We start from the raw sequence: 21,211 nt of genomic DNA on the forward strand, positions 1-21,211 counted from the left end.
AATTACGCTGAGAGAGCTACCTCAGGCGGCCTGCTTGTCGGCCTCGATCTGCCTGGTCTCGACCTTGGGCAGTGCCTCGCCGGCCGCGATCTGGATCTTGCGCGGCTTCATCTCTTCGGGAATCTCACGCTTGAGATCAATCGTCAGCAGACCATTGACGAGGCTAGCGCCCACGACCTTCACGTGGTCGGCCAGTTCAAAGCGACGCTGGAATGTGCGCGCGGCAATTCCGCGATGCAGATACTGGCTGTTATCCTCGCCAGCCTTCTGACCGGACACCACGAGCATGTTCTGCTCCTGGGTGATGGTCAGTTCGTCTTGCGAGAAGCCGGCCACCGCCATGGTGATGCGGTAGTCGTCCTCGCCGGTCTTGGCTATGTCATAAGGCGGCCAGTTGTCGATGGTCTCGACACGGCTCGCAGCTTCGAGCGCGTTCAGCATTCGGTCGAAGCCGATGCTCGACCGGAACAGGGGAGTAAAATCGAAAGTGGTTCTCATAGCCACATCCTCCTTGTGAAGCAACATGGGTACAAGTTTCTATTTCCGTCAGCGATGTCATTCATCGTTCGACGGGCCAGACCCCGATGGGCGTCCGGCGACTGCGATTTAGGTTTGGCAATTTGCCTGTTCAAGAGGTCGCCGAGCGCACCTTAACACTTTTTTTCTGTGACCGCGCCGCTTATCTAATAGCCAGGTGAATGATCGGGATAGCACCCGAAATGCAGGAGGTAACTAAATGACGCTGGATGAAATTAGTTCTGTCCTGGGCCCGGTAGACTCCAGTCTTGTTGCGGAAATCAACCGAACCGGCGCGTCAGCGGCTGAACTCGCCGAAGCTTGGGCCTGATTTAATGCTGACGAAGCGTTGGCCAACGAGGGACGATCACTGCCGTCAGGAAGAGTCGCAGAGCTTGTTGGAATCCTGGAAGTGGCAGAATTGGCCGAGGATACCTACGGGGGGAAGGGCGCCGGAAGTTGATAATCTCCTTCGCGATCAGCGCTCGCTGTTTAACTGGGCTACGAGGTTTTTATTCGGCGCCTTTGAAGGCACTGTTACCTTAACCTAAGTGTAAACATCAGTTGCGATAACGGGTGATGACCGAACCTCGTTCTTCGCTTTACCGCCGCCATCGTTATCCATCTGAGATTATTGCAGAGGCGGTGTGGTTGTATTTCCGCTTTCCGCTAAGCTTTCGCATGGTTGAAGACATGCTGGCTTATCGTGGCATCTTCGTCACATATAAGACCGTGTACGAATGGGCGGAGAAATTCGCACGTGCTTATGCCAGTAATATCCGTCGCCGCACACCGCGGCTTGGCGATAAATGGCACCTGGATGAATGTGTAATATCTATCAAAAGTGAGCATCACATTCTTTGGCGAGCAGTTGATCAGGATGGTTTTGTTTTGGATGTTCTGGTCCAGAAACGCCGTAATACCAAGGCCGCCAAGCGCTTCATGCGCAAGCTTCTCTCTGCACAGGGCTGTGCACCCCGGATCATGGTCACCGATAAACTACGATCATATGGCGCTGCCAAACGAACGATGGGACTTAGCGTTTGCGATCATCGCCAGCATAAGGGTTTGAACAATCGGGCAGAGAATTCGCATCAGCCGATCCGACGACGAGAGCGGGTTATGAAGCGCTTTAAATCGGCGCGACATGTGCAAAATTTCACGTCGATACATGATCCGATCTACAACCTAAATTATTTCCCCGGAAACCAATTCAATGCCGCCGATCATCGTGAGTTACGACAAGCCGCCACTGACATGTGGCGCGAAATCACGTGCCTGAAATCCGCATGACAGATGCGCCAAAGAATACGTTACGTCTGCACTCTCGTTAAAGTAACAGTGCCATCTGCAGATGTGATGAAACCCGGTCCGCCTCCATCAGCGGGCAGACCTCCATCTCCTTGTGCGCCGGATCCTCCGGCCCCGTCTGCGCCCCAATTGCCGGAGTCCTGTTGCGTTACGCCATTATTATCGATGTGACTGGAACCGCCCCCTTGGCCATTGCCGACCCCTCCGTCGCCGCTGCGCCCGGGGACACCAAGGCCGCCTGGCGCACCACAGCCCGTAAAATCGCTCGGGCTACATATGCCAGCCCAGGATGGTGTGACCCCACCTGGACTAATAAGCAATACCTGTATGGGGAGGAGGGCAATGAGAAAAACGTTGGGAACAAATGCAGTTGAAGCAAACCAAAATGATTTTCGAGCACGCGGTAAAACCTGGTTTTGCGAAGATCTGGTTTTAGAAAAATTATGCCCCATTACTGGCCCCCTGTTTCGCAGTTAGCTACTACGTTGCAGCTTTATATATCAGCAACGACTTCATTGCCAACCGACCACATAAACAATGCAATATAAACAAGGATAGGACTTGATCATTAAAGTAGATGCATAGCTCTCTGGCGATTAAGCTGCGATGGAGGACTGGGTTTCTCGCGCTAATAGCCTCTACGCCTGTCCGCCGTGCCATTTGGAGATATTGCAATAGTCGAACCTCTCTGCGTATTGGTCGCCGTTGAGCGTTGGTTGCACTACGATGTTTAAGACAAGCCGGAAACCGGGCGGAAAGGCGTTGGCGAAACTGACGCCATTTCACAAGGAAAACCTCTGAGCATGACCAAACGCCCGACACGTTTAAATCTGTTACCTCTCTCCATCTGGGATCAAATGTTTAACTAACAGATGGTCGACACTTCGTTGACGAGCCAGTCGCGAAAAAGCTGCAGCGCCTGGTTGGTGGCAATGTTTTCTTGGGAGCATATAAACTTGTAGGATTCCTCGGGCTCGAAATAGCGCTCGGACACAATACACAGGCTTCCGCGCTCCACGTCGTTTTTGACCAGAGGTCGATGAGAAAAACCGATGCCCTGTCCGGAACGAGCAGCCGCCAACAATGTGTGTTGGTCGTCAAAAAAGAGGTTTGAATTGGCGGTTAGATCATCAAATCCGTGGTGGGATATCCATCTTTTCCAGTCCTTTACGTCCCGATAATGCAAGCGAGGAATGCCAGGGTCCACGAGAAGATCTTCTGGATTTGCCACATTGGCCAGAAGTAAGGGACTGCAGACAGGTACCAGTTTTTCTTTTAGAAGTTCGATGTTGTACATGCCTGCTGGCGGATGCAGACAATATTTTATCTGTGCGTCTTCTGTATCCTGAGCGATGGAATCTATGTCGATATTATTCAGGTGAAGCTGGATGCCTGGATTTTGCTTCAAGAAGCCAGCAATCCTGCTCGCGATCACTTCCATTGCGAAAAAAGGACCGGCGCGAACCCGGAGGATTTTGGTCTTGTTGTCCTGTCCGATCAGCGTCGCAACTGCGCCGATTTCATCAAATGCGCGAGCACAAACCTCCAGCAGCAGCGCGCCTTCTGCGGTAACGGATACACCGCGCGAGCCGCGAATAAGCAACTGACAACCCAACGACTGTTCCAGGAGTTTGATTTGATGGCTCACAGCGCCCTGACTGACTGCAAGCTCTTCTGCGGCGGCAGTGAAGCTTTGGCAATGTGAAACGGCCTCAAAAGCCCTTAAGGCTTTCAAGCTTGGGAGTTTTCGCCGCTTCGCCCTTGAAGTCATATCGTCATGAATTTTTCTAATACCATTGAATAGTTCTTTTGCATTGATCGACCCACGGCACAAGCATAATCGTCAATAAACAAAAAACGCCCTTGGGTATCATTTGGTTCTGGTCTCGCACTTCAGAGAGCATCTCAGATGTACCGGACAACGGCGTATAAAAGGAGAACGAAACGTGCTTACGCAAGCTAAAATGGGAATTGTTGCTGCTCTTGTTGCCGTATGTGGCGCGCTTCCGGCCCACGCTGAAGAAATCCGCATGGGAGCTGAAGGTGCTTATGCCCCCTTCAATTATCTGGACCCGAGCGGGCAGCTCAAAGGCTTTGATATCGACGTCGGCAATGCGATCTGTGAGAAGCTGAAAGCTGATTGCGTATGGAGCGCTAACGAGTGGAGCGGGATTATTCCGGCGCTTCAGTCAAAGAAGTTCGACATCATGGCTTCGTCAATGGCTATTACTGAATCGCGTATGCAGCAGGTCAGCTTCTCCGATCCCTATTATTACAACACCATGCGGTTTGTTGCTTTGAAGGAGCTTGGCCTCAAGGATGTGACGCCGGAAAGTGCCAAGGGAAAGGTCATAGGCACCCAGACAGGCTCTATCGCATTCGATGCTTTGCAGCGCTTTTTCCCCAATAATGAGGTGAAGCTCTATCCGACACTTGAAGAAGCCTTCCTGGATATCGAGAATGGCCGCATTGACCTCTTGCTGGAATCCAAGTTCGCTCTCAGCGATTGGATTAAGAAGGGTGCAGATTGCTGCGAATTTGTCGGCAACGAGTTCCTTCTGGATGGAACTCTGGGTGCCGGAATGGCCTTCCGCAAGGATGACGTTGAACTGCGAACGCGCGTCAACAAGGCGCTTGCGGAGATCATCCGAGACGGTAGCTACGACAAGATCAGTGCCAGGTACTTTGATTTCGACATCAGGGAAAAGCCGAAATTCGCGAGTGAAATCTTCGCGAAGTAGTTTGCTCCCATTGCCACCCAGAGTACCTGATTTGAGACACCACATCAGATCAGGTGCTCACTGCGTGTGGCATTGTCAGGTCAGCCATTTCGTTTCGACCAACACAGAGTGGTCTTCGCCGACAAAAGAAAGGTCCATCCGTGTCCTATCGCGTTGCGATCATTGAACTCATCAATGAAAGTAATACCTTCACGCAAAATCGCACGAGCATCAGTGATTTTCGGGCGTCGCATTATTTCAAGGGCGATGAGATTCCAGCCAATTTCCGAGGCACCGGCTCAGAGGTCGGTGGCGCGATAAAGGTTGCGGACGAAAAGAGCTGGACGCCTGTTTATATCACCGCAGCCCATGCGGAACCTAACGGACCGGTGCTTGAAACTGCGCGTCAGGAAATCACCGGCGAGTGCCTGCGGCGGCTGAAGGAAGCCGGACCTTTTGACGGCATATTTGTTGCTCTGCATGGTGCCATGGTGACGGAGACCGATCAGGATGGCGACAGCCAGTTCCTTCGGGAGATCCGGTCGGTGGTTGGTTACGCTGTGCCGATCGCCATCACCCTGGACCTTCACGCGAACATTTTTGATGAATTGGCTGATCTGGCGCAGATCGCAGTTTCATTCCGGACTTATCCTCATATCGATATGAGTGAGGTCGGAGTAGAGGCCTGTTCGTTGCTGGATCAAGCCATGAAAGGGGAAATCGAACCTGCGCTGGCCATTGGGCGCCCACCAATGCTTCTTGGTTGTGATGATGGTCGCACAACAGATAACGGTCCCATGTGCCGCCTGCTCGAAAGTGCATACGGTGAGATGCAACAACCGGGAATCCTTAATGTGGCGGTCAATGCCGGTTTTACCGATGCTGATGTCTGGGCGGCGGGCCCGAGTGTGATCGTCACCTTCGACTGTAAACGCGTTAGCCGACAAACCGCTTGCGATGTCGCGGACAAGATGTGCGATGAAATCTGGGCTTATAAGGATCAGTGGTCGCAGCCGATACCTCTCGATGAATGTATTCGGCAATTGAAGGAGGCCCGAGGGGCCGAAGGCACGATTGTCGTCGCTGATTTTTCCGATAATCCCGGTTCGGGGGCCTATAGCGATTGCACTGCGCTCATTGCAGCGATGCTTCAGGCAGGTGTGACCAATGCTGCCGCAGGCGCGATTCTCGACCCCGAAGCGGTGGCGGAGATTGCAGCCAAGGCGATAGGAGAGACTGTTACGGTAACGATCGGCGGCAAATCTGATCCATCAGTCGGTGGCGGTCCTTTGACCGTGACAGGTCGTGTCATGTCGGTCAGCGACGGTGCCTTCGTCTTTGAGGGGCCGATGTTTACGGGTTTGCCCGGCACAACCGGAAAAGCCGTGTGCCTCCGCGTCGAGGGGATCGATATCATGATTGTGTCGGAACGCATGCAGATGCTGGACCAGAACATTTTTCGTATCGTCGGCATCGAGCCGAAAGAAAAATCCATTCTGGCGGTCAAATCAATGCAGCATTTCAAAGGGGCGTTCGGCGCGATTGCGACACAGATCCTTGTCACCGATGCTGGTGGCCTGAGCTCGCCTGACCTGTCGAGACGGACTTATGCTCGCGTGCGGCGTCCGATTTTCCCCCTGGACACACTGCCGGATCAACATCACTAAGTGTGCTGGTGAAACTATTGGACTTTTGACAGCGAACAGGGAATTTAATTCGGTAGAGGGGAACAATCAGGATGACGTTTCGTCACCATCGAACTCCTGGACCAGATTGATCATTTGTACTCATGGATGGGGTGTCCGATGCACGCAGCGCCAATCTTCGCCGGGTTAAAAATCGAGGCGGCTGAAATACGTGTCATACGTTTGCCGCTGCTCGTGCCTTTCGTGATTTCCACCGGAACAATGACTGAAAAGATCATTCCGGTCCTCACCCTGCGATCTGGAGGACTGGAAGGATACGCCGAAGGCGTGATGGATCCGTTGCCGGATTATCTGGAGGAGACTATCTCCGGTTCGCTCTCTTTCCTGCGGGACGTCCTGCTGCCACAGATCGTTGGGAAACGCTTCTCCGGTCCGGCGGATCTGTCCGCAATTCTTGATCCGTGGCGCGGGCATAGAATGAGCAAGGCCATGGTTGAAATGGCCGTGTGGGACCTTTGGGCGAAAGCACTGAACCTGCCATTGAGCGTTGCGCTTGGCGGCGTTCGCGATGCTATCGATGTGGGTGTCAGCCTTGGGATTGCCGATATTCCAACGACGATTGACCGGGTCGCGGCCTCGCTCGATGCCGGTTACAAGCGCGTTAAGCTGAAGATCAGGCGCGGTCATGATCTCGCAATGATTCAGGCGGTCCGCGAGCGTTTCCCAGATGCCAAGCTGACAGTTGATGCCAATACGGACTACCGGCTTTCCGACTTGCCTCTTCTGAAAGCAATGGATGCTTTCGCACTCGATTATATCGAACAACCCCTGGCTTTCGATGACATTAGCGACCATGTCCATGTGCAGGAAAAGCTGCTGACTGCCATCTGCCTGGACGAGAGCATTCGGTCTTCGGTGGATGCGCGCAAGGCGCTTGTCGCAGGAGCTTGCCGTGTCATAAATATCAAGGTGGGTCGGGTCGGTGGACATAGTACGTCACGCGCGATTCACGATGTTTGCGCAGCCTTCGATGTACCTGTATGGTGCGGCGGGATGCTTGAAGCAGGCATTGGCCGGGCCCACAATATTCATCTGTCCACCCTGCCGAATTTCACCAAACCGGGGGACACATCATCCGCCAGCCGCTATTTCCCGCGCGATATTGTCAACGAGCCGCTGGAAGCTGAAAATGGACGAATGGCCGTTCCCAAGAACGGTCCGGGTATCGGTGTGACGTTGGACCATGCATTTCTCGATACGGTCACCAGCCACCGTGAGGATTTCGTCGCATGAGCGTAATATTGGTCCGCGAGCTCGCCTCTCTCCACGAGATGAAGGATTCGGAGACCGTTCAGCGGCTGGTGTGGGGAGAGGACGATCCTGTCGATGCCTCAGACCTGTTGCTTGCAATCCAGCACGAAGGCGGCCTTGTTGCCGGAGCGTTCGATGGCGGGAAGATGATTGGCTTCATCTTTGGTTTCCCAAGTGCAACGCCGGGCGTTCAGCATTCTCACCGTCTGGCGGTTCTTCCGGAAGCAAGAGGCTTGAAACTTGGCGCGCGGATGAAGTGGTTCCAGCGCGATTGGTGCCTTGCGAGAGGCATTACGCATGTGCGCTGGACCTATGATCCGATCCGGGCGGTCAACGCCAGTCTGAACATTGCGAGCCTTGGGGCCACATCGTCCACTTATCATATCGACTATTACGGCCCAATGGTCGGCATCAATTCTGGCTTGCCTTCGGACCGAATCGTGGCTGACTGGCAATTGGACGATCTGCGTGTAGAAGCTCGATCTCGCGGCCAGAAACTTGAGTTTCCCGCAGATGCTCGACGCGTGAAAATACCGGGCGATATCGATCACCTGCTTGCAATTGATCCGGCGGCTGCAATGAATGCAAGGGTGTCGCTTCGCCAACAGCTGCTGACTGCCTTCGACGAAGGTAAGCGTATTGTTGGCTTCGACCAGCAGGCCGCGACATATTTATTGGTTTAAAGCCGACAGTTGAAATTTCAGGCAAGCCGGATGCCTATCCGTGCGTTGGTACAGCCGTTTGACCAACAATCGGCCTTCTGTGTAGTCGGCGAGCACTGCTTCATGTTTGTAGCGTGGCTGATCTAAGCCGGGGTGTTCGGTTCGCTAGACCGCAGGCTTGTTAAGCAACCGTAAACAACCTTGACCGCGCAGACAGTGATCGTTCACAAGATGACGGATCAACAGAAGCTCCGGGAGTTTGTCCAAGAGCGTCTGGCCAAGGCGAATGGAAATAATCATGAATGAAATCATCTGCCCGCATTGCAACAAGGCATTCAAAATTGATGAGACGGGCTATGCCGATATACTGAGGCAGGTGCGTGACAGTGATTTCGAGAAACAGCTGCATGAGCGCTTGGAGTTGGCTGATCAGGACAAGCGTAACGCTGTTGAGCTTGCACAGGCTAAAGTTGCCAATGAACTGCAGAAGACTGCCGCAGCCAAGGATTCTGAAATCCAGGAACTGAGGGCGAGACTTGAATCCGGTGAAGTCGCGCAGAAACTCGCAGTTGCTGAGGCGCTGGGTGCTGTCGAAAAACAACGCGATACTCTTTTGTATGAGCTTGAGAAAGCAAGAAGGGAGCAAGAAACTGCATCAAAACTGGCCCAGGCGACGCTTATTGCCGAACTACAGAAAATAGCCGCTACTAAAGACGCGGAGATCCAGAGCCTGAAGGCCAGGCTCGATGCGGGGGCGCTTTCGCAGAAGCTCGCGGTTACCGAAGCCGTCATAACAGTTGAGAAAGAGCGTGACGAACTGAAGAATGGACTTGCTCGGATCACGCTCGAAAAGCAGCTTGCTGAAACTGCACTTAGGGACAAATACGAAACGCAGCTGAAGGATCGCAACGACGCAATCGAGCGTCTGAGGGATATGAAAGCGAAACTATCGACAAAAATGGTCGGCGAGACGCTGGAGCAGCACTGCTCAATCGAGTTTGACCGCATTCGTGCGACCGCTTTCCCCCGCGCGTATTTTGAGAAGGATAACGACGCGCGCAACGGTAGCAAGGGGGACTTCATCTTCCGCGAGAGGGATGATGCAGGTTCTGAAATCGTCTCGATCATGTTCGAGATGAAGAACGAAAATGACGAGACGGCTACCAAGAAGAAGAACGAAGACTTTCTCAGGGAATTAGACAAGGACCGGAGCGCGAAAGGCTGTGAATACGCCGTTCTGGTCTCGTTGCTTGAGCCTGAGAATGAGCTCTACAACACCGGGATCATTGACGTATCCCACCGCTATCCGAAAATGTACGTCGTGCGACCGCAGTTTTTCATCCCGATTATCACGCTGCTGCGCAATGCGGCGATGAACTCGCTCCACTACAAGAATGAGCTGGCACTGGTGAAGGCACAAAATGTCGACATCACAAACTTCGAATCCCAGCTTGACGACTTCAAAGCCGCATTCGGGCGCAACTGGCGTCTGGCTTCAGATGGCTTTGAGGAAGCAGTCAAACGCATCGACGAAGCCATCAAGGATCTGGAGAAAACGAAGGAAGCGCTTCACAAGTCTGCCAATAACTTGCGGCTTGCAAACGACAAGGCGGAAGACCTGACGGTCAAACGGCTCACCCGCGGAAATCCAACGATGGCCATCAAGTTTGCCGAACTCAAGCAGAACGGTATGGATGATAATTAATGAGCAAGTAAGCAGATTTTGGTGAAGCGCTGCCTATTCCCCGTCACGTCAAGAGATGTGCGATGACCTGCTCCTCTGAAATTTCCTCGCAGTTTGACTGCAGATGCCGGGCTTGCACGAGGGACGCTCTATCATAATGTCGGTGACAAGAAGGGTTTGCTGGCAGTGATCGTCGCTCCAGTCGACTTAAAAGTGGCACTGCGCGCGCAGCAGGCGGCGATAAGCGTGCCGAACGAATGTGAAGCCTTACTGCTGGAAGGCGCGATATAGGTTGAAATGGCGCTCGATCCTCGGATGCGCCGCACCGCCTCGTTCGTTGAACATGCTTTTCTTAGAGATCCGACGCAGTGGTCGACCCAGAACGCTTGCGTGGAAGTGACAAAGCAAACGATAGGCAGGCTGATAGCGGCGCAGCCCGTCAGGCGGGTGGACGTCGGAACAGCTGCCCGCCTGCTGTGCGGGACGACGGTGAACGCAGTCTTTTGGGTTGCGGCAAGTGAGGAACTGCGTTTTGTCCAGCCCAATCATCGGAACAAGCGTCATCGCCAGCACCATCATCAAAAAACTTCAGCAATGCAGACAGCAAGGACCACAATGCACAGGCTGCCGCTCTTGTGGTCGATATGCGGTCAATGGATAGTAGCCAGCAGGCTGCTGTGGCGCGCGAACTCAATCAAGACTAAGAGGCTTCCCGTTTCTATCGCTCTCAACGACATATATTTATGAGTAATAGAAGTCACCCCTATCCCTCACCGACGGTATTGTGGAGGAAATCCGTGCGCCAGTTTCCGTCATTCAAATCTGAATCTGGCAGTCCCGAGAGAAGATGCACGTAAAACGACTTTCTAAATCACCTCCAGCAGGCATGTCCTGTGCGCCGTGTTTGAGTGCGTTTTCGATAAGGCTTCGCGCCGGCTAGAATTAACTCAGCTGATGCATGATTTAGTGTTGAAAAGGCAGAGTTCGAGAGTGCTGCGTGCGCTGACCCCCAACATTTGAAATCTGGTGTGATCCAGTTTAAATCTGGTTGCGTATAATGCTGATGAACACAAAATTTTCGTTCCTCTCGCAATAGTGGCACATGGAAGCTCAGCATTAATTTACAGGTTCTGACTTCGCTACTTCTGAGCGGATGGGGTTTAATACGGATGAATGGACAGACCGCAACTGAAGATCAGCCTTCAATGGAAGAATTGATGCTGGCGGTCAGTTCCCGACGCGACGTGGACGCTTTCGAGGTGATTTTCAAGCATTTCGCACCCCGGGTGAAGGCTTATATGGCCAAACTGTCTGCTGATACGCAAGCAGCGGAAGAATTAATGCAAGAGACTATGATTGCGGTCTGGAACAAGGCAGATCAGTTCGATGTTGCCAAAGGAGCCTTGTCCACCTGGATTTTCACCATTGCACGAAACCAGCGCATCGATGCAGTGCGACGCGCCCGGCGCCCGGAGTTCGACCCAACCGATCCGGCCTTTGTGCCCGATGAGGAACAGCTCGCTGACCTGAGTATTGCCGAGCGGCAATCCGCCAGCCAGTTGCGCGCTGCAATGGCCGACTTGCCGAAGGAGCAATCTGTCTTGCTTGAACTCGCTTATTTCGAGGAACGCACGCATAGCGCCATCGCAAAGAAGCTGAACCTCCCGCTTGGTACGGTTAAATCCCGCCTGCGGCTGGCATTCAACAAATTGCGCGCAGCGCTCGATAATTCGGGAGCGCACTGATGGATATCAAGCATCATTTGAGCGACGAACTCCTTTCAGGCTATGCTGCAGGCACGTTGGCCGAGGGTTGGAGCATCGCAGTCGCCACTCATCTTGCGCTCTGCCCGGCCTGCCGTTCAAGGCTCAAGCAGTTTGAACAGATTGGCGGACAGCTTCTTGACGCGGGTGAGCCGCAGAAACTCGAAGTATCCACATGGGATAGTTTCAAGGACAGGTTGCAGAAGACACCGCAATCAAGGGAACCTTCGGCACCGCGCTTCGAGATAAAGCAGCCTGCCGTGATACCGGAACCACTGCGATCCTACGTCGGTGGCGATTTGCCGGAGCTGAAATGGAAATCGCTTGGCCGGGGTGCCTATCAGGTGTCAATTGAAACTCGAGACAGCGAAACGCAGGTTCGACTTTTGCGAATTCCCGCAGGAAAGCCAGTGCCAGAACATGGGCATGGCGGTCGCGAACTGACATTGGTGTTGAGCGGCAGTTTCCATGATGGAACCGGGCTTTTTGCGCGCGGCGATATTGAGGAAGCGGATGCTGATCTCGTGCATCAACCGATTGCCTCATCGGATGGCGATTGCATCTGTCTTGCGGTGACTGACGCACCGCTCAAATTCCAGAGCTGGCTTATGCGGCTCATGCAGCCATTGATCGGCATCTAAAGAAAGGCGGCATATTTGCCGCCTTTTTCATTAGTTCAACACGACAATTGCCGCATTCAATGCTGTCGCCAGCGACAGCCATATGAGGTAAGGCACGAATAGCAGTGCCGAGATGCGATCTGGTCGCCATGCGCGAATGATAAACAAAAGCACGCAAAGCCAGACGCCGATGATTACGACAAGCCCCAGCACGGTCATGTGAGCGCCGAAGAAAATAGGCGTCCAGAGGAAGTTCAATACCATCTGGCCAAACCACGGTCCGCGCCGCTGCCAACCACGATCGTTTATCCATGTGCGCCAGCCTGCAGTGGCAATGAAGATATAAAGTATCGTCCACATGGGGCCAAAGGCAGCGTTAGGCGGGGTAAACCAAGGTTTTTGAAGCGCTGCATACCATTCGCCCGGCGGGAAACCGATACCGATTGCCATTCCTACGACAATGATGACGAGGACGACGGCGGCCAGAAGACCCCATTTTTGCATATTCTTACTCCAACCTAGCCGCTGATCCGTGACGTAACACAATAGCCAACATAGGCTGACGCGGTAGACAGGAGAGTGCCCCAGACCATGTCTGCGATTGTCAGTGTCCATGACCAGTTTTTCAAAGTGGCCTGATTGGTCAGATCATAAGTCGCATAAGCGACAAATCCGAGAAGCGCCCCGTGAACGAGTGTGACTGTACCACTACCGGCCAGAAGTCCGGGCTTGACCGCGAAGAAAACCAGTCCAAACACGAAAATCACATAGAAAACGACAGCTGGTGCGAGACGAAAACCCGGCGCAAGCATGTCACCCATGACAGGGCGGTAAAACACGTTCGCCATGTTGGACAACCAAACGGAGTCGATTGCCAGAAATGCAACCGCTGTCACTAAATAGGCTATGAGATAATCTTTCATCGATAGCTCGCTCTCTTACTTGATGCGGGTCCAGCCCACATTGCGACACAGGAGGCTAGCCAGAACGCAGCCATTGGTCGTCATAGTGTCGCCGTCGACTTTCACCCTGATCTTGTAGGTCAGGTTGCGTTGCGGATCGAAAGCCGTACCAGAATATTGCCCGTCCGCAGTTTCGTTAATGCTCATCACCAGCCGGTCGCCGGTTTTCTCTTTTGGTGTTCCGGGCTTGATCCAGGTGTTGGTCGCGCAGAGATCCTTGCCGCATCCCACAACTCTCACCCGCGCGTTGCCATCTCCGCGCGCCCAGTTACCGTTGATCTCAGCCGGCTGCGCCGAGAAAGGAAACAACACCATCATCGTGCCGACCGTCAGTATCCATTTCATCGACGCTTCCTTCGTTAGTAGGTGTGGAGTCTAAGCATGTTCAATCGTGTAGAGCCCAACGTTGATTGCTCCTTCCTCGAACCCACCTTCGCAATAGCAAAGGTAGTATTCCCAAAGCCGCCGGAATTTATCGTCAAATCCAAGCTTCTCGATTTCAGGCCAGTTGGCGATAAAGCGCTGACGCCATTCGGCAAGCGTAAGCGCATAGGAACGGCCGAAATGCTCGGTCTCCTTTAAAACCAGACCGGCCTTTGCAAGGTCGCGTTCAAGCACTTTATCCGACGGCAGAAAGCCTCCCGGAAAGATGAATTTCTGGATGAAATCGGCCTTGCGACGATAGTTTTCGTAGCGTGTTTCTTCTATCGAAATGACTTGCAGGACGGCTCGACCGCCGGGCTTGAGACAACGCTTCAGGGTTGCGAAATATTCCGGCCAATAGGTTTCGCCAACGGCTTCAAACATTTCGATTGATACAATGCGGTCGAACTGGCCCTGGACATCGCGGTAATCCTGCAAGCGAAGGTCAACGGCTTCGCTGAGCCCGACGTTTTCAACTGCGGCATTTGCCCAGGTGAGCTGCGACGGCGACAGGGTTATTCCTGTCACATGGGCATTACGACAGTTTGCGAGATAGCCAGCTAAGGCACCCCAGCCACAACCGATCTCCAGAATTCTTTCGCCGCCCTCAAGCGCCAGTTTTTCAGAAATATACTGCAACTTCTGCTCTTGGGCACTTTCAAGGCTATGGGTCGTCTCAGTCCAGATCGCTGATGAATAAAGCATCGAAGGGTCGAGCCACCGGGCATAGAAATCATTGCCGAGATCGTAGTGGGCTTCGATGTTGCGCCGGCTGCCGCGACGCGTGTTTGCATTGAGCAGATGTCCGATACGGTTCAGCGCTCGCGTCCAACCAGATCCGCGTAATGTGGATACAAGCGTATCGCGATTGCGCGCCGCAAAACGGATGACCGATGTGAGATGGGGCGATGTCCATTCGCCTTCGATATAGGCTTGGGCAAAGCCGATATCCCCGCCCGTCAGCAGGCGACGCAGGCTGTTCCATTTAACAATTGCAATTTTGGCTTCCGGTCCGGGCAATCGACCGTTAACGGCAATGACCTGACCGTCGGGCAGCGAAAGCACCAATCGCCCATGCTGAACCTGCTTCAGCAGCCGTTTCAACACGATAGCCGAGGGGCTGAAAGCCGGTCGTTCAGTCCGGCTTGATGCCGATAGTTGATGATATTCGTCGAGCTGGCTCATGCGGCCTTGTTCCTCTGCTGGGCGGTCTCGTTACGAACAGATGTGATGGAAATCTCAGGCGCTGCGGGTCGTTTGCGTAAACCGATGCCCTTCAACCATATTTTCAGCGCCTCCCAGTGAATGCCGCCAATCACTTTCAAGGTGAGAAACGGAATTGTAAGAAAGGCGCGTAGCAAGGCGGCGTCGCTCAATTCAACCCGGCGCGCCAGATGGCGAGCAGTCAAAAGCAGGCCTTCATCGTCAAAACTGTTGATCCGGATGGAAAGCCAGTCTGCGGGAGGCGTGACTTCAAACTCATATCGCAGCTTCATGTCCATGAAGGGCGAGACGTAAAAAGCCTTGTCGCAGCTTTGTACGATGCGTCCGTTAACGCAGTTATGGACCGGGATCATATAGCCGTGGCGCTGGCGGAAAGTATTATCAACTTCCCAAAGGATTGCCGCAAGCTCACCGCCACAATTATAGCAGAAGAAAACACTGAGCGGGTTAAATGCCCAGCCCGCAATACGCGGCATAGTGAGCAGGCGGATCGCACCGCCATCAGGCAGTATTCCGGCTGCCTCCATGGCATGTTCCACCTGCTTACGCAGCGGCAGAGCCGATCCATCGCCTCTGTCTTTCCTGTAGAAAGAAAACAGATTGAAACGGTCAAGTGAAAACAGCTTCAATTTGCGATCGAGGGCTTCCAGTTCATCAAGGTCGAGCAGGATCGAGTAGATTTTATAGGCCAGTTTGTGAACCTTCGGTCGTAACCGCGCATGGGTCACATGACCGGGAAACAGTGCCGACTGGAAGCTGTCGGTCATGCCAGTGCCCTTTCCCGGAGAGTCAAACTCTGGCGAACGATGCGCCCACTTTCCTGCTCGACCAGCCATGGGCGGCGCATACCGCCCAGATCTTCTGCCACGGCGAGACCGGCCTGAAGACCGTCCTCATGAAAGCCGGAGCCGAAATGCGCGCCGCAAAACCATGTCCGGCGCTGCCCTTGCAAGGACCAGATTTCTTTCTGCGCACGATCCGTTGCCATGTCGAAAATCGGATGTTCATAGATCTCGCGACGGATCACCAGTTCCTCGCGCGGTGCACGACAAGGATTGAGCGTAACAAAAGTCTCAGGCGCGTTGCCCAGCGGTTGCAGGCGGTTCATCCAGTAAGTAATGGATGGTTGCGTCGGGCCAGTGGCTGCGTTGGTAAGGTAATTCCAACTGGACCACGCCGCACGACGATTGGGCATCAGTGAAATATCGTTGTGCAGCACCGCTTCATTTCGTGAATATTGAAACGCGCCAAGAATGCGGCTTTCATCCCCGCTCCGATCGGCCAACATCCGCAAAGCCTGATCGGCATGCGTGGCAATCACAACATCGTCGAACACATGGGAAATGCCGTTTCCGTCGATCAACTCGACGGAATGTTCGGCACGTCGCACGGATTTGATCGGTGTTGAGAGCCTGATCCGGTCCGCATAGGGCTTTGTGATCCGCCTTAGATATTCCCGACTGCCGCCAGTTACCGTACGCCAGATTGGCCTGTCACGAAGAGCAAGAAGACCGTGATTGCAACAGAAGCGGACGAAGCTTGCAGCCGGATATTGCCCGACTTCCATGGCAGGGGTGGACCAGATCGCTGCCGCCATCGGATAAAGATGATCATCACGAAAAGCCCGGCCATAACCATTGCGTTCAAGATAATCATCAAGCGAAATACCGCCCATGATACTCAGGTCTTTTGGTGCATTGCGATAAAATCGCAAGAGATCGCGGATCATCGACCAGAAGCGCGGGCTGACCAGATTGGAGCGCTGGGAAAAGAGGCCGAGGCGGGTACCGCCGGAATATTCGTAAGCGCCGTTTCCGACTGAAACGGCAAACGACATGTTCGACGCGGCGGTTGGAACTTCAAGCGCGCGAAACAGGGCGGTCAGATTGGGATAGGTCACTTCATTATAGACAATGAACCCGGTATCGACGGCCACAGGACCATGACCGCTCTCAAATTCGACGGTGTTGCTATGACCGCCAATGCGGTCCGATGCTTCAAATAAAGTCACATCGTGGCGTTGCGAAAGCAGCCATGCAGCAGACAATCCGGAAATCCCGCTACCGATGATCGCGACGCTGAGATGCTTATGGCTGCCCGGACTGTTCGTGATATCCATAGTCCCTCTCTTCACCGCGAGTTGAGGCTGCGTGTGTGCTGCATTTTCATCGTTTTACGTTTTGAGAAGAAGTTTGGTTCAATCGGCGACCCAACTTTTTGATTTTTTTGAGCCGCTTAAGAAACCAAGCAGACAAACAGAACGTATTGCATGCGGAAAAGCAAACTCTCCAATAAAGGTCCGACATGCAACCCGGTCTGCTCTTAGTTGTTGCCATCAGCCTGTCTGCCATCATGGCATTTGCCTGGGCGCTTGAACGAAAGACCGGTAAAAGCGGCTGGATCGATGCCATCTGGTCGTTTTCGGTTGGGGCGGGCTCAATCATAGCCGTCATGTTTGCAGATGCGACCTGGCAACGGCGTTCAGTGATACTGATCCTCATTCTGGCGTGGTCTCTTCGCCTTGGCTTTCACATCGCCAAGCGCAGCATGCGCCATGGGGAAGACCCCCGTTATGCAAGGCTGATAAAAGAATGGGGCGAAAACGCATCCGTTCGCCTCTTCTGGTTTTTGCAGATACAGGCTCTCGCAGCCTTCATTTTGGTTGTGACTGTCTATCTCGCTGTGGTTGGTCGCCCCGGTTTTCCATATGTCGGGGATATGGTCGGGGTTGCAATCATCGCCATAGCGTTGATTGGTGAAGCGCTGTCTGATGCGCAGCTTGCGCAGTTTCGCATGACTCCAGAAGCCAAAACAGAAATTTGCGAAACCGGTCTTTGGGCTTTTTCCAGACATCCCAACTATTTCTTTGAATGGCTGTTCTGGTGCGCGTGGCCGTCGATGGCAATTACCGGATCGCCATGGAGTTGGCTGTCGCTGCTTGCTCCGATCCAGATGTATTGGCTGCTGGTGCATGTCTCCGGCATCCCTGCGCTTGAAGAACACATGCTGAGATCGCGGGGTGAAAAATTCCGTGCTCTGCAAGGCCGGGTCAACGCGTTTTTCCCTGGTCCCCGAAAAACACCGGGAAGATTACGGCGTTCGTCATGAATATGGTGAGATTTTTGCGTCTGAAAACATGTCCTGCAACCGTTTAACGAAGGATCAATGAATGATTGCCAAAGCGCTTGTATGGTTGCGCAACGATCTGCGCCTTGCTGACAATCCTGCCCTTCATGCCGCATTCAAGCTGGGTGGCGCGATCACGGCCCTTTTTGTGCATGAGTCCAATCCGCAATTGCGTGACCCGGGCGCTGCCGTCCGTTGGTGGCTGGAACAGAGCCTGGACTTGCTGGCAAGAAGTCTCAATGAACGAAATATAGAGTTGATTGTTGCCGACGGCGAAGCGCTCAATACCATCGAACAATTAATTGAGGAAAACAACTTTGATACCGTTTTCTGGAACCGTCGTTATGCTCCTCAAGAGCGAGAAGTCGATGCAGTCATCAAATCCGGCTTAAAGGACAAAGGACTGCGCGTGGAGTCTTTTGCAGGCAATCTGCTGGTGGAACCCTGGGAGATCAAATCCGGCAACGGCGGATCTTATCAAGTTTTTACACCATATGCCAAATCACTGCGCCAGCATGGTGTGAGCAGACCACTACCCTTGCCAGACCGAAGTGTCGAAACGACGACCGTCAAACACACGCCCAAGCAGAAAAACTACAAAGAGGCTGTCTGGTCCAGAAAGATGAGCGGTCTTTGGATGATCGGCGAAGCGGCTGCCATTGACCAACTGTATCATTTCTTCGATACAACTATTCGCGATTATGCCGGAGATCGAGATCGTCCCGATCTTGACGGCACATCAAAACTTTCGGCCCATTTGCGCTTCGGCGAAATTAGCCCGAGACAAGTCTGGCATGCTACTGTGTCACTTATGGATCAAGATCATAGTACTGTGCCTGGTGGTCAAAAATTTCTTTCTGAACTGATTTGGCGAGATTTCCATTATCATCAACTTTATTATCGTCCAGATATTGCTGAAATAGACATGCGCGACACTCTGGCCAATACTCGCTGGCAAAGCAATTCAGTGGGGATCAATTCCTGGAGGAGGGGTAAAACAGGCATCCCGATAATCGATGCTGGTATGCGTCAGCTCTGGGCGACAGGCTGGATGCACAACCGCGTGAGAATGTTGGTGGCATCGGCCTTATGCAAGAACATGCAAATCGATTGGCGCGAAGGGGAAAAATGGTTCTGGGATACCTTAGTGGACGCGGATGTCGCGAGCAATCCGGGGAACTGGCAGTGGGTAGCCGGTTGCGGGATGGATGCCGCCCCATATTTCCGGGTTTTCAATCCGGTCCTGCAAGGAGAAAAATTCGATACAAAAGGCGTTTATGTGCGCAAATGGGTGCCCGAGATTGCAGCACTACCGGATTGTTGGATTCATAAACCCTTTGCTGCGCCCCCGGCGGTTTTGCGCGAAGCCGGAGTGGTTTTAGGACAGACTTATCCACTTCCCATCTTCACCCCATCAAAAGCTTGCTAGCACTTTAGGTGTTTGGTCCCAGCATGTGTTGGTGTATCTTTGACGCCAATACAAAGGGAAGCTCTATGGGTCAATTTCCGCTCGGGAGCGCTCAGACACGGACGCCATTCGAGCAAAGCTACAGCGGTCGATAGCTCCGGTCGCGGAACTGCCGCGTCGCTATGGGATCAACGAAAAGACGGTAAGCAAGTGGTGATCCAGATCGGACATGATCGACGCGCCGATGGGACCCGAGGAACGTAAATGCACTATTCTTTCAGTGCTGGAGCTGAAACGAGACCTCAATGCCGCGCTCGGCAAAGAGGTCTTCAACGTCGCGAAAACTGAGCGGAAACCGATAATAAAGCCAAACCGCATGCGCGATGATCTCAGCAGGAAAACGATGGCGGTGATAGTGAAACTGGTGTTCTTCGGTCATGCCCAGCCTTATCATCCAACTACGCACATTTCCGTTAAGGCGACCCCACCCTTCGAAGTTGAAAAATGCCGAACTTGTTTTCGAATTCTTCGAGTGAGTTAGAAAGTCGAAGCACTTTTCAGGCAAGTCTCCTCCTAAATGACTTCAAAACCCATGGCTCGCCCCGGGGGATTTTGACGTTCTACCATTTGGGAAGTGCGTTCGCGTTAGAAATGAAAATTGGACGCCTTTTCACCAATCTGCCTAAACCCGAGATGCAGCGCCTCCACCACGTTTCCAAACTCGCCTCTTGAAAACGTTCCAAGTGCCAATTTAAGAGCTTCCTGCCATGAGGGGCCTCTGTGCCAAGCTTCCGAAAACGCTGTTGCCAGATCGCCTTCTCTGCGGGTCTGAATGAGGGCGTCAATTAAGGCTTTCGACTGCATCAGATCCTTATCCCGCTTCGAATAGCCTGCCGCATCCGTTCGCCTGCGGGTGCTGACTATCAACTTATGCACGGCAAAGCGTTCTGGAGCCGGAATCGTGACAGGCACACCGCTTTTATGGAGCATTACGGTTCGGATCGGCTCATGGATCAAGAAATCCAGAAACCGCAACGGCTGAGCACTCGCACCCCCAAGGGCAGGCATTGGCGAAGCATGTCCCGACAGGTCATCACTGCCACGATTTGGCGTCAAGAACTCGACCTTGTAGCGTTTCGAATTTTCATATTGTGTGGTGTATCGGCCGTCATTGTGATGGGGGATTTCCCTGAACGTTTCATCAAGCTGCTTCAAAAGATCGAGCATCGGCGGCAGACTGTCCCCCACAGCAACCGACACAGAATGGAATTGGGCGAAATCAGTATCGCCTGTCTGCATAGCACTGATCGGCAGCTTGATCCCCAGAAGACCTGAATAGCATTGAAATGCGACCGTCCCTACCAAGACGCCGTGCAGCCGGAAGAAGCCCGCGTTGCCGAGGGCCTCGACAACATCACCGGTGAAATTCTCCGGCTTCGGCAAGCCTGCATTTCGGGTCAAGGTCGAAACGAGTTGCCGACGTGATTTGAGATCGTTCTTGATTTCATTGAACGCCCGAACGCGTTTTGTGATCTCCTCGTCTGAGATCGGTCCAACATATTTTCGGTGGGCTACACCATCCGTTCTGATTTGGAAATACCAGAATTCTTTGTCTTTAGATGTCTGCCTGACAAAATTGCCATCGGTCGAGAACTCTGTCGCAAACGATGCATCCAGGGATCGCTGTTCGAGCTCCGAGAACATGGTTTTAAACGTGATGTCGATCTCTTTCATCGGGCGTTGTACCTCTTCCGCAATTTGTGTACAACCGATAGCACAGACTTAGTAATGGAGCAAAGGTTATAAACAATTCGCAATTTGTGTATAACAAAATT

Annotated in this window: 21 protein-coding genes and 3 pseudogenes; 14 read left to right on the forward strand and 10 right to left on the reverse strand. The window is 53.1% G+C overall.

Features of this window, described 5'->3' with window-relative positions:
* Nucleotides 1–21: 21 nt before the first annotated feature.
* On the reverse strand, nucleotides 22–498 hold the full coding sequence (locus OINT_RS21115; protein ID WP_006471531.1) for an Hsp20 family protein: 477 nt from the start codon (nucleotides 496–498) through the stop codon (nucleotides 22–24).
* Nucleotides 499–736: 238 nt separating this feature from the next.
* Between OINT_RS21115 and OINT_RS24245 the strand changes: the two are divergent.
* Together OINT_RS24245 and OINT_RS21120 are read left to right on the forward strand one after the other, a co-directional pair.
* Nucleotides 737–979 (forward strand): annotated as a pseudogene (locus tag OINT_RS24245) (hypothetical protein).
* 116 nt (nucleotides 980–1,095) lie between these two features.
* Nucleotides 1,096–1,809, forward strand: a complete 714-nt coding sequence (locus tag OINT_RS21120) for an IS6 family transposase (protein ID WP_006471532.1) — start codon at nucleotides 1,096–1,098, stop codon at nucleotides 1,807–1,809.
* Between the two features lie 883 nt (nucleotides 1,810–2,692).
* On the opposite strand, the gene OINT_RS21125 is transcribed toward OINT_RS21120, so the two are convergent.
* Complete coding sequence (locus OINT_RS21125; protein ID WP_006469976.1) at nucleotides 2,693–3,661, reverse strand: LysR family transcriptional regulator; 969 nt, start codon at nucleotides 3,659–3,661, stop codon at nucleotides 2,693–2,695.
* Between the two features lie 40 nt (nucleotides 3,662–3,701).
* On the opposite strand from OINT_RS21125, the gene OINT_RS21130 reads away from it, so the two are divergent.
* The 9 genes from OINT_RS21130 (at nucleotide 3,702) to OINT_RS21165 (ending at nucleotide 12,254) form a co-directional block, all read left to right on the forward strand.
* On the forward strand, nucleotides 3,702–4,568 hold the full coding sequence (locus OINT_RS21130; protein ID WP_006469977.1) for an ABC transporter substrate-binding protein: 867 nt from the start codon (nucleotides 3,702–3,704) through the stop codon (nucleotides 4,566–4,568).
* Nucleotides 4,569–4,708: 140 nt separating this feature from the next.
* Nucleotides 4,709–6,214, forward strand: a complete 1,506-nt coding sequence (locus tag OINT_RS21135; protein ID WP_039853460.1) for a M81 family metallopeptidase — start codon at nucleotides 4,709–4,711, stop codon at nucleotides 6,212–6,214.
* A 138-nt stretch (nucleotides 6,215–6,352) separates the two neighbouring features.
* Nucleotides 6,353–7,486, forward strand: coding sequence for an o-succinylbenzoate synthase (menC, locus tag OINT_RS21140; RefSeq protein WP_006471161.1), 1,134 nt, complete (start codon nucleotides 6,353–6,355; stop codon nucleotides 7,484–7,486).
* Nucleotides 7,487–7,494: 8 nt separating this feature from the next.
* Nucleotides 7,495–8,187, forward strand: a complete 693-nt coding sequence (locus OINT_RS21145) for a GNAT family N-acetyltransferase (RefSeq protein WP_235691699.1) — start codon at nucleotides 7,495–7,497, stop codon at nucleotides 8,185–8,187.
* Nucleotides 8,188–8,464: 277 nt separating this feature from the next.
* On the forward strand, nucleotides 8,465–9,871 hold the full coding sequence (locus OINT_RS21150) for a DUF2130 domain-containing protein (RefSeq protein ID WP_006471162.1): 1,407 nt from the start codon (nucleotides 8,465–8,467) through the stop codon (nucleotides 9,869–9,871).
* A 93-nt stretch (nucleotides 9,872–9,964) separates the two neighbouring features.
* Complete coding sequence (locus OINT_RS23965; protein ID WP_006469982.1) at nucleotides 9,965–10,141, forward strand: hypothetical protein; 177 nt, start codon at nucleotides 9,965–9,967, stop codon at nucleotides 10,139–10,141.
* Nucleotides 10,142–10,165: 24 nt separating this feature from the next.
* Nucleotides 10,166–10,597: a hypothetical protein gene (locus tag OINT_RS24485; protein WP_368649847.1), complete on the forward strand. Its 432-nt coding sequence runs from the start codon at nucleotides 10,166–10,168 to the stop codon at nucleotides 10,595–10,597.
* A 458-nt stretch (nucleotides 10,598–11,055) separates the two neighbouring features.
* Nucleotides 11,056–11,595: a sigma-70 family RNA polymerase sigma factor gene (locus OINT_RS21160; RefSeq protein ID WP_006471164.1), complete on the forward strand. Its 540-nt coding sequence runs from the start codon at nucleotides 11,056–11,058 to the stop codon at nucleotides 11,593–11,595.
* Nucleotides 11,595–12,254 (forward strand): ChrR family anti-sigma-E factor, encoded by a 660-nt coding sequence (locus OINT_RS21165; RefSeq protein WP_006469985.1) that lies wholly within the window; start codon nucleotides 11,595–11,597, stop codon nucleotides 12,252–12,254. The genes OINT_RS21160 and OINT_RS21165 overlap by 1 nt, the downstream gene beginning before the upstream one ends.
* A 30-nt stretch (nucleotides 12,255–12,284) precedes the next feature.
* On the opposite strand, the gene OINT_RS21170 is transcribed toward OINT_RS21165, so the two are convergent.
* The 6 genes from OINT_RS21170 to OINT_RS21195 are packed head-to-tail and all read right to left on the reverse strand — an operon-like array spanning nucleotide 12,285 to nucleotide 16,961.
* On the reverse strand, nucleotides 12,285–12,737 hold the full coding sequence (locus OINT_RS21170) for a TspO/MBR family protein (protein WP_006471165.1): 453 nt from the start codon (nucleotides 12,735–12,737) through the stop codon (nucleotides 12,285–12,287).
* A gap of 14 nt (nucleotides 12,738–12,751) precedes the next feature.
* Nucleotides 12,752–13,156 carry a DUF2177 family protein gene (locus OINT_RS21175; RefSeq protein ID WP_006469987.1) on the reverse strand — a complete coding sequence of 135 codons (405 nt, stop codon included), beginning with the start codon at nucleotides 13,154–13,156 and terminating at the stop codon, nucleotides 12,752–12,754.
* A 15-nt stretch (nucleotides 13,157–13,171) separates the two neighbouring features.
* Nucleotides 13,172–13,540 carry a DUF2147 domain-containing protein gene (locus tag OINT_RS21180; protein ID WP_006469988.1) on the reverse strand — a complete coding sequence of 123 codons (369 nt, stop codon included), beginning with the start codon at nucleotides 13,538–13,540 and terminating at the stop codon, nucleotides 13,172–13,174.
* 30 nt (nucleotides 13,541–13,570) lie between these two features.
* Nucleotides 13,571–14,803, reverse strand: a complete 1,233-nt coding sequence (locus tag OINT_RS21185) for an SAM-dependent methyltransferase (protein WP_006469989.1) — start codon at nucleotides 14,801–14,803, stop codon at nucleotides 13,571–13,573.
* Complete coding sequence (locus OINT_RS21190; RefSeq protein ID WP_006471166.1) at nucleotides 14,800–15,609, reverse strand: DUF1365 domain-containing protein; 810 nt, start codon at nucleotides 15,607–15,609, stop codon at nucleotides 14,800–14,802. Before OINT_RS21190 ends, OINT_RS21185 begins: the two co-directional genes overlap by 4 nt.
* A complete protein-coding gene (locus tag OINT_RS21195; RefSeq protein ID WP_006471167.1) occupies nucleotides 15,606–16,961 on the reverse strand; it encodes an NAD(P)/FAD-dependent oxidoreductase in 1,356 nt (451 codons plus the stop codon). The genes OINT_RS21190 and OINT_RS21195 overlap by 4 nt, the downstream gene beginning before the upstream one ends.
* A gap of 185 nt (nucleotides 16,962–17,146) precedes the next feature.
* Here OINT_RS21195 and OINT_RS21200 point away from each other — a divergent pair, with 185 nt between their 5' ends.
* The 3 genes and pseudogenes from OINT_RS21200 to OINT_RS24250 all read left to right on the forward strand — a co-directional run.
* Entirely contained in the window at nucleotides 17,147–17,950 is an 804-nt protein-coding gene (locus OINT_RS21200; protein WP_006469991.1) for a DUF1295 domain-containing protein, read from the forward strand.
* 61 nt (nucleotides 17,951–18,011) lie between these two features.
* Complete coding sequence (locus OINT_RS21205) at nucleotides 18,012–19,397, forward strand: cryptochrome/photolyase family protein (RefSeq protein WP_006469992.1); 1,386 nt, start codon at nucleotides 18,012–18,014, stop codon at nucleotides 19,395–19,397.
* A 73-nt stretch (nucleotides 19,398–19,470) separates the two neighbouring features.
* Nucleotides 19,471–19,665, forward strand: a pseudogene (locus OINT_RS24250) (hypothetical protein); the annotation flags it as partial.
* Here OINT_RS24250 and OINT_RS21210 read toward each other — a convergent pair.
* Nucleotides 19,666–19,815 (reverse strand): annotated as a pseudogene (locus tag OINT_RS21210) (IS6 family transposase); the annotation flags it as partial.
* A gap of 206 nt (nucleotides 19,816–20,021) precedes the next feature.
* A complete protein-coding gene (locus tag OINT_RS21215; protein WP_006469994.1) occupies nucleotides 20,022–21,110 on the reverse strand; it encodes a nucleotidyltransferase family protein in 1,089 nt (362 codons plus the stop codon).
* Nucleotides 21,111–21,211 lie beyond the last annotated feature (101 nt).

The sequence above is a fragment of the Brucella intermedia LMG 3301 genome, assembly GCF_000182645.1.
In the GTDB taxonomy this organism is placed as follows: domain Bacteria; phylum Pseudomonadota; class Alphaproteobacteria; order Rhizobiales; family Rhizobiaceae; genus Brucella; species Brucella intermedia.